This window comes from Myxococcus sp. CA056 (assembly GCF_013336715.1).
Taxonomy (GTDB): domain Bacteria; phylum Myxococcota; class Myxococcia; order Myxococcales; family Myxococcaceae; genus Myxococcus; species Myxococcus llanfairpwllgwyngyllgogerychwyrndrobwllllantysiliogogogochensis.
Window position 1 is genome coordinate 222422 of sequence record NZ_JABUMT010000017.1, and the last position, 6720, is coordinate 229141.

Annotated in this window: 9 protein-coding genes; 6 read left to right on the plus strand and 3 right to left on the minus strand. The window is 63.0% G+C overall.

Annotation, left to right across the window (positions count from 1 at the left end; genetic code table 11):
* Positions 1-33 precede the first annotated feature (33 nt).
* Positions 34-705 carry a carbonic anhydrase gene (locus HUA76_RS39495; protein WP_141642377.1) on the minus strand — a complete coding sequence of 224 codons (672 nt, stop codon included), beginning with the start codon at positions 703-705 and terminating at the stop codon, positions 34-36.
* 208 nt (positions 706-913) lie between these two features.
* On the opposite strand from HUA76_RS39495, the gene HUA76_RS39500 reads away from it, so the two are divergent.
* Positions 914-1573: a pentapeptide repeat-containing protein gene (locus HUA76_RS39500; RefSeq protein ID WP_174463794.1), complete on the plus strand. Its 660-nt coding sequence runs from the start codon at positions 914-916 to the stop codon at positions 1571-1573.
* A 36-nt stretch (positions 1574-1609) separates the two neighbouring features.
* Here the strand turns inward: HUA76_RS39500 and HUA76_RS39505 are convergent, their stop codons facing one another.
* A complete protein-coding gene (locus HUA76_RS39505; protein ID WP_174463795.1) occupies positions 1610-2572 on the minus strand; it encodes a hypothetical protein in 963 nt (320 codons plus the stop codon).
* 250 nt (positions 2573-2822) lie between these two features.
* On the opposite strand from HUA76_RS39505, the gene HUA76_RS39510 reads away from it, so the two are divergent.
* Positions 2823-3272, plus strand: coding sequence for a hypothetical protein (locus tag HUA76_RS39510; RefSeq protein ID WP_174463796.1), 450 nt, complete (start codon positions 2823-2825; stop codon positions 3270-3272).
* A 569-nt stretch (positions 3273-3841) separates the two neighbouring features.
* On the opposite strand, the gene HUA76_RS46615 is transcribed toward HUA76_RS39510, so the two are convergent.
* Complete coding sequence (locus HUA76_RS46615; protein WP_174458845.1) at positions 3842-4138, minus strand: transposase; 297 nt, start codon at positions 4136-4138, stop codon at positions 3842-3844.
* Positions 4139-4293: 155 nt separating this feature from the next.
* Between HUA76_RS46615 and HUA76_RS39520 the strand changes: the two genes are divergently transcribed.
* From HUA76_RS39520 to tnpB, 4 genes are all read left to right on the plus strand, one after another.
* The gene (locus HUA76_RS39520; RefSeq protein WP_174458786.1) at positions 4294-4551 is read left to right on the plus strand and encodes a hypothetical protein; all 258 of its coding nucleotides are present in this window, start codon (positions 4294-4296) and stop codon (positions 4549-4551) included.
* 1021 nt (positions 4552-5572) lie between these two features.
* The gene (locus HUA76_RS45885) at positions 5573-6055 is read left to right on the plus strand and encodes a hypothetical protein (RefSeq protein ID WP_371823585.1); all 483 of its coding nucleotides are present in this window, start codon (positions 5573-5575) and stop codon (positions 6053-6055) included.
* Between the two features lie 30 nt (positions 6056-6085).
* On the plus strand, positions 6086-6421 hold the full coding sequence (locus HUA76_RS39530) for an IS66 family insertion sequence element accessory protein TnpB (protein WP_174459490.1): 336 nt from the start codon (positions 6086-6088) through the stop codon (positions 6419-6421).
* Positions 6421-6606, plus strand: coding sequence for an IS66 family insertion sequence element accessory protein TnpB (tnpB, locus tag HUA76_RS39535; RefSeq protein WP_256434508.1), 186 nt, complete (start codon positions 6421-6423; stop codon positions 6604-6606). Before HUA76_RS39530 ends, tnpB begins: the two co-directional genes overlap by 1 nt.
* Positions 6607-6720 lie beyond the last annotated feature (114 nt).

The window sequence follows — 6720 nt, forward strand, 5'->3', positions numbered from 1 at the left end:
CCCGGGGATTCGCACCCGGGAGAAAGGGCCCGCTCAGAACACCTGACGGAGCCCGAAGCGACCACGGGCGCGCGCGGAGTCGCCGTCCACGGCGACCACGGGGGCGTACTGCCCAAGTTCCGGGTCATAGGCATGCACCGAGCCGGACTCGAGCTGGTACACCCAGGCATAGAGGTTGAGCTGGCGGCGTGCGAGCCCTTCGGCGACGACGGGCAGCGAGCGCAGGTGCTCGACCTGGACGAGGACGTTCTCCATCACTGCCGCGGTCTGCAAGGAGGGGCCGGTCAGGTGGCTGTAGCTCTCCTGGAGGATGCGGCGGGTGGGCTCGGCGTGGCGGAGCCAGTCGCGCATCTCCGGGAGGCGGGCCAACTGCTCGGGGTGGAGAAGGCCCTGCATGGCGCCGCAGCGAGTGTGGCCGCAGACGATGATGTGGCGCACTTCCAGGGCCGCCACGGCGTACTCGATGGTGGCCGCCTCGCCGTTGTTGGGGGTGCCGTGGGGCGGGACGAGGTTGCCCGCGTTGCGGATGATGAAGAGCTCGCCCGGCCCCGCGCCGGTCAGCTCGTTGGGGAGGACTCGCGAATCCGAGCAGGTGATGAAGAGCACCTCGGGGCTCTGCGCCTCGGCGAGCCGGGAGTACAGCTCCTGCTTGGAGCGAAAGACCTCCGTCTGGAAGTGATGAAGGCCGGGGATGAGTTTCTCCATGGAGCGGAGACTTCCCCATGAGCGGGGGCGCCGACAACCCTGATGTCGAGGAGAATGTCGTCCGCAGTGCGACATCGAGGAGGGCTCGCGTTGCGCACACTCGGGCCCTGCGATGCAACTTCGAACTCCTGATTCTCGCCAGAAGCGGTGAGGCATCGCCCCATTCATCGTCGCCGTTGAGTCAGCGGGAACAGGCGATAGTGGGACCGTGAGCGAGACCGACGGAGCCGGGGCCGAGGGAACGCAGCGCCTGCTGCGAGAGACGTACTTCGAGAACGAGACCTTCACGAACCTCGATCTCCAGAACGCCGAACTGGCCGACAAGGAGTTCTATCGCTGCACCTTCGAGAACTGTCAGCTCCAGGAGAGCCGGTGGAAGGACAGCATCCTCGAAGCATGCGTCGTCCGGGGATGCAACGTCACGCGCGCGCAATTCGGCCGGATCGCGCTCAGGGAGGTCCGGTTCGAGGGCTCCAAGCTGATCGGCATCGACTGGAGCAACATCGCCTCGAACCCGGAGTTCTCGTTCGTGGACTCGGGCCTGTCCTACTGCTCATTCGTCGGGCTCAGCATGAGGAAGATGGAGTTCCTGCGCTGTGTGGCCCGCGAGGTGAACTTCTACGACCTGGACCTGACCGACTCGGACTTCAAGGGGACGGACCTCTCCGGAAGCAACTTCCGGGGCTGCACGCTGACACGGACGGACTTCTCGGAGACCCAGGGAGCGTTCCTGGACCCGGCGCACAACCGGCTGAAGGACACCCGTGTGCCGCTGGACTCCGTGGTCAATCTGGCCAAGACACTCGGCATGCGCGTGGCGGGGTATCACGACGAGGTGTCCACGAAAGCGAAGAAGAAGGCTCGGTAGCGACAGGGCCGAGCCTTCTCGAACAGCAGGGAGCCGTCAGAAGGGGGGCGTGTCGCAAGAGATCCAGTTGCAGTTCGACCTGAACGCCCAGGTCAGGTGATATCCATCACCGTCCGCGTCCAAGACATCCCACCGATGGTTTCGGATGTAGTACTCCTGCACGCCGCAGGCTTGGCCACCCGGGCAGGCCCAATAGCTGGCGGAATGCCACCAGTACGACGCCATCTCCCCCGCGAAAACGGCCCAGGCCCCTCTCGCGACATTGTCGTAGGAGAGCTGCAACCTCAAACTCCCCCGATAGGGTGCGGCCTGGATGAACGCCGTCTTGGCGTTACGGGAGGCCGCACCATTGCCGGTTCTATTGGGCAGACAGTCGAAAAACTCTCCCCACTTGTAGCAGGCAGAATCTCGCCAAAGTGGCCCCTGGTCACTCGTCCATGACTGGGTGACAGAGTCTCCCGTCTGCGCACCAGGATCCGGAGCAAATCCCTCGGAGAAGTCCAGGCTCGGGACGGCCGCATCCCACGCAGGCAGATGGAAGTCATCGGGCGCCTCCCGGCGCGATTCGGCCCTGACCAATGCGTCCGGCGGCGTGGCGCCTCCCGTAAGCCGGCGATAGAGCGCGACGGCGGAGCGGTCGGTCCCCTCCTGGTCGCGCAGGAAACGCCCATCCTCAACGGGCCCGCGCTCCACGACGAGGAGGCCACCGGGCTGCACATCGTAGAATTCAACGAAGTGCGCGGGTGCCATCTCGACACGGGCAACCAGGTGGTTGAGTTCATCGAGCTTCGGCCGCAGCTTCTGCGTGGCGTCCAATGCGGCCGCCGGGTCGGATTCGTAGAGTTGATCGATGCGCTGGAGTGACAGTTGCGCCTCAGCCAGTGATGGAGGGGCGAGGTTGATCGGCGTTTGACCATCATCCAGAGAATCACTGCACCCTGTTGACGCCAGTGCGGCCGCCAGCAGGAACCCCCGTCGAAATAGGCCATTGCGCTTCATTGCGTATCCTCCAATCACGTCATTGGGCACGCCCAACTGCCCATTCACATACCCCGACGGCCCGCGAACAAACATCCCTAAGGCTAGGGATAGACCTGTTCGCGTTGCGACCCGCGAAATCGCGTCGGCACCGAGGGCACAGAGCCTCATCTGAGCGATTCTGGACACTCGCCACTCATACAACCAGGACTCTCATGCAAGTCAGTTGATATACGACTGCCTTTCCACCCTGAACACACAGGAGCGCCTCATGTCAGTTCCGACTATCGTGAAGCACTTTCTACGTGGTGCGGTGATAGTTTCGGCAGGGGTCTTGCTTGGTGCCTGTGGCGAGCCCCTTGCGTCCGAGGAAGAGGGAATCGACACGGGAGACACCGTCACCGCCCTCGACATCCCTCCTCCAACGGCAACCATGGGATGCGGAAGAAACCCGCAGACCTATGCGGTCTCCTGCACCGGCAGCGCCAGTAACGGTGTAGCGCCGTATACCTACCAGTGGTCGATCATTGATGACTTCGGGAATGGGCCGTATGGCGACCACTGGTGGAACAACTCGACCACCTATAGCGACTACTGCCAATGGGGGCTCTACACCTACGGGACATACTACGACAAATACATCCGGTTCCGTGTCCTCGACGCCAACACCTACGTGTCGAACGTGGTTCAGGTCAAGTACCGCTGCTGGAGTCCAAACTAACAGCACGCCGCATATGACTGAGCGTGCTTGACGTCTCGCAGAAGCATACTCAGTGACACCTCCCGGACGAACGTCGGAACCCGCCCACCGAGAAGTGGGCGGGCGGCGTGGGCAGCTTCAGGCGGCCGCGACCAGCTCAGATGAGCGAAATCGAGTCGCACATTTGGAATGGTCGCCTTCGGCGGGCGTCCCGCAGCATTCCTTTTGCGTGGGCACGAACAGCTAGTCAACGCAACAAACAGACCTATCAACGGTGTAGCCGCCCCCCTCGTCCACCCTGACGACGGTGCATTTCCCATAGCTCTTGACGCTACTGCCGCGACGCGCGCAGTCTTCCCGTCCGTACTGAAGTGATTGAGCACACGCAGCCGCATATGATTCTCGTTCAGCGCGATACAGCAAACAGGACTCCAGGGCGCCCTCATCGCTGACCGGATCTTGCGGCGATGCGCCCGGTTCAATGCCGCCACACCCAAACAGAATGATCGCTGAGAGTCCCACGGCAACAATCCCATTACGCGCCATGCGATTCCTTCCTTTCGAGTCACGACCACGCAGAAACCATAGCATCACACAACATTCCTAACAACATGGGCATCCAAGAGCCCCTTCGGCGCTTGCCGCAAAACCGAAGGACTCGTGCGGCATTGAATTCCCAAACTCCCAGAGGCAGTCTTTTGGTGGCTCCTCGACAGGCCCGCCATGGCCGCTACTCTATTCGCCGCGCGCAACCACTGCGACAACGTCGGTTGGGACACTCCCACCTGCCGGGCCAGTGTCGAGGCATTCACCGCGCTCGGTCCCACCATCCGCTTCACCATCTGCGCCTTGAATGCGTCTGTGTACGGCACTTCAACCGCCTGCACTCGCCCCCTTCGGGTGGTCAGCTCGGCAACTCAGCCGAGGCGACTTCTTCCCTGACACAGGGGGGTGGTGGCTCACGTCCGAGGAAGCGGCGGGAGCCGAGCAGCAAGCCGCCCTCCGTGCCGAGAACTGCGGAGACAGCCGGAAGGAAGTCATCTTGAAGTGGCTCCTGGAGATGCCCGCCGACAAGCGCCCTGGTGACATGACGATTCTCCACGTCGGTGTCGAAGCCTTCGCGCTCCACCCCGCACAGGTCGACCCGCGAATCTCCCGGGAAATCGGCGCCGCCCTCAAGGCGTTGCACTTCACCCGAGGCCAGCGCCGGATGGGGGACGGGACACGGCCACTCGTCTACTACCTGCCGGATGAACTGCGGAACGCCCCCACCGAGAAGCATGGGGAGCGTCGTGGGTAACATCAAATTGTCGCGAGCAATTCAGACGAGCACAGGTGCGTCGCACATCTGAAAAGATTGCTCATGGCTACCTCTCACTCGATGTACCCCAGACATCCCTATTCGCTCTGGACTTCCCCGCCGGGAAAGGCGCCCGGGCAACAGGCAGACAGGTCAACCGTATAGGACCACTCATCCTGCCTGACGACTTTGCAGGTTTTGACCCGAGTAGCACCAGTGCCGAATTGACTGCAGTATGCCTGTGCATCCCTTTTTGCATAGGAGCATGCCGCCTCACGTGATTCCGCCACACCACGGAATAGCAGGCAGAGTTCACTGGCGCTCTTGTCGTCGAGAGGGGCTTGCGGCGGCGTGTCTAGTTCGACCCCGCCACAGCCCGAGAGGACTATCACTGCGAACGCTACGGCAGTAACCCACCTGTGCATCATGTCTCCACCCCTTTTGGAACTTGGAATTCGCGCAAAGCATATATTTCCGGGGCACGGCAAACAACCCAGCCCCCGCTTCGCGGCCCCAATTCTTTGCAATGGAGCCAGAGATCCATTGCTTCAGGGTTTCGCCCTGGCTCGGGTGAATGCAAGTGGTTTCCACTATTGCAAAACAGTGGGCGATACCACCTGTGCCGTTGCAGACTGCGAACTCTCTTCGGAAAGCGCACTCATTTACATGGGGTGCATCCCACCGTTGAAACCCCTCCTCGTGGCCCCTCTGTCATTGCCGGGGTCATCCAGCGACTGAGCGTGTCCCAGCTCAAGAGACACAAGCTGTGCCCCCGTGCTTGGTACTTCGCCAAGGTGTTGCGGTTACCCGAGCCCACCACGGGGGCGCAGTAGGTCGGCACCGAAGGACACGCCCAGCTTGAGCCCTACTTGTCGACGGGCGAAGACGTGCTCGGGGTGTTCGCGAAGTCGGGGGCGCACCTGCTGCCCACGCCCGGCCCCGACCTACTCGTCGAACAGCCCCTCGACGGTGCCCGCCACTGACGGCGGGTGGCATCCCGTTCACCGGCTTCATCGACCTCGTGGATGCTCGACAGCTCGCCTCCGACGGCGTCCTGCGAATCACCGACCACAAGTTCACGAGCAACGTCGCGAGAAACGCCGCGACGCCCGAGCAGCTCGCCGACGCCAACACGGAACCCGGCCTGCAAATGGTCGGCTATGCCGCGTGGGCACTCAGCCAGGTCGAGCGATTCCCGGGCCTGCGCGAACTGGAGCTGGAGCACCTCTACTACCAGACCCGGGGCCAGCACCTTGCGGTGTCCGTCGTCGCCTCCGTACCTGTCGGGCACGTCGCGCGCGAGTGGCGGACCAAGGTCGAGCCCCAGGTCGAAGCAATGAAGGCGCACGCGCAAGCCGCCCGAGCTGCCGATGTGCCCGCGAACTTCGGCCCCGCCTGCACCAAGTACGGCGGGTGTCCGTTCATGGCCAAGTGCCTTTCAGGAGAGAAGACCATGTCGCTGCGTGACAAGCTGCTCGTAAGCGACCGACGGCCGACGTCCTGAACTGGGGTGGACCCGCCGGTTCACTCCGGCATGCGACGACCCAATCCGGATGAGTGGAAGCAGTTGGTAGAAGAGTTCGAGGCGAGCGGGCTGACGCAGAAGCAGTTCGCGACCAGGCATGAGGTCTCGCTCAGCGCCTTCCAGTACACGCTGTACAAGAAGCCGAGGTCCGCACTGGGGCGGAGGCCCGAATCGACAGAGAGGCCACGGGGGAGGTTCCTTCCCGTGGAGGTGGTCGCGTCCCCCGTGCGGCGGACGAGAGAAGGACTGATGCTCGAGGTGGCGCTGCCGCGAGGAGTGCTCCTGCGTTTCCCGGAGGGCACGCAGGCGGAGTACCTCGCGCATCTCGTGGCGGTGCTCGGCTGATGCCGCTGTTGCCCCGGGCGGTGCGAATCCTTCTGGCACGTGAGCCTGTGGACATGCGTAACAGCATCGATGGGTTGGCGGCGATAGTGCGCGCGGAGTGGAAGGAGAGTCTCTACGCCGGCCACCTCTTCGTCTTCGTCTCGCGGCGCGGGGACAAGGTGAAGATTCTCTCCTGGGAAAGGTAGCGCGCAATGCGGTCGACACTGCAAGCGATTTGGAAGAAGTCACCATCACCATGGCGGTCCATCCCTTCCGCGGCAGACGGTTTCCAGTCCTGCGTGCCGACCGCGACGTGCAGG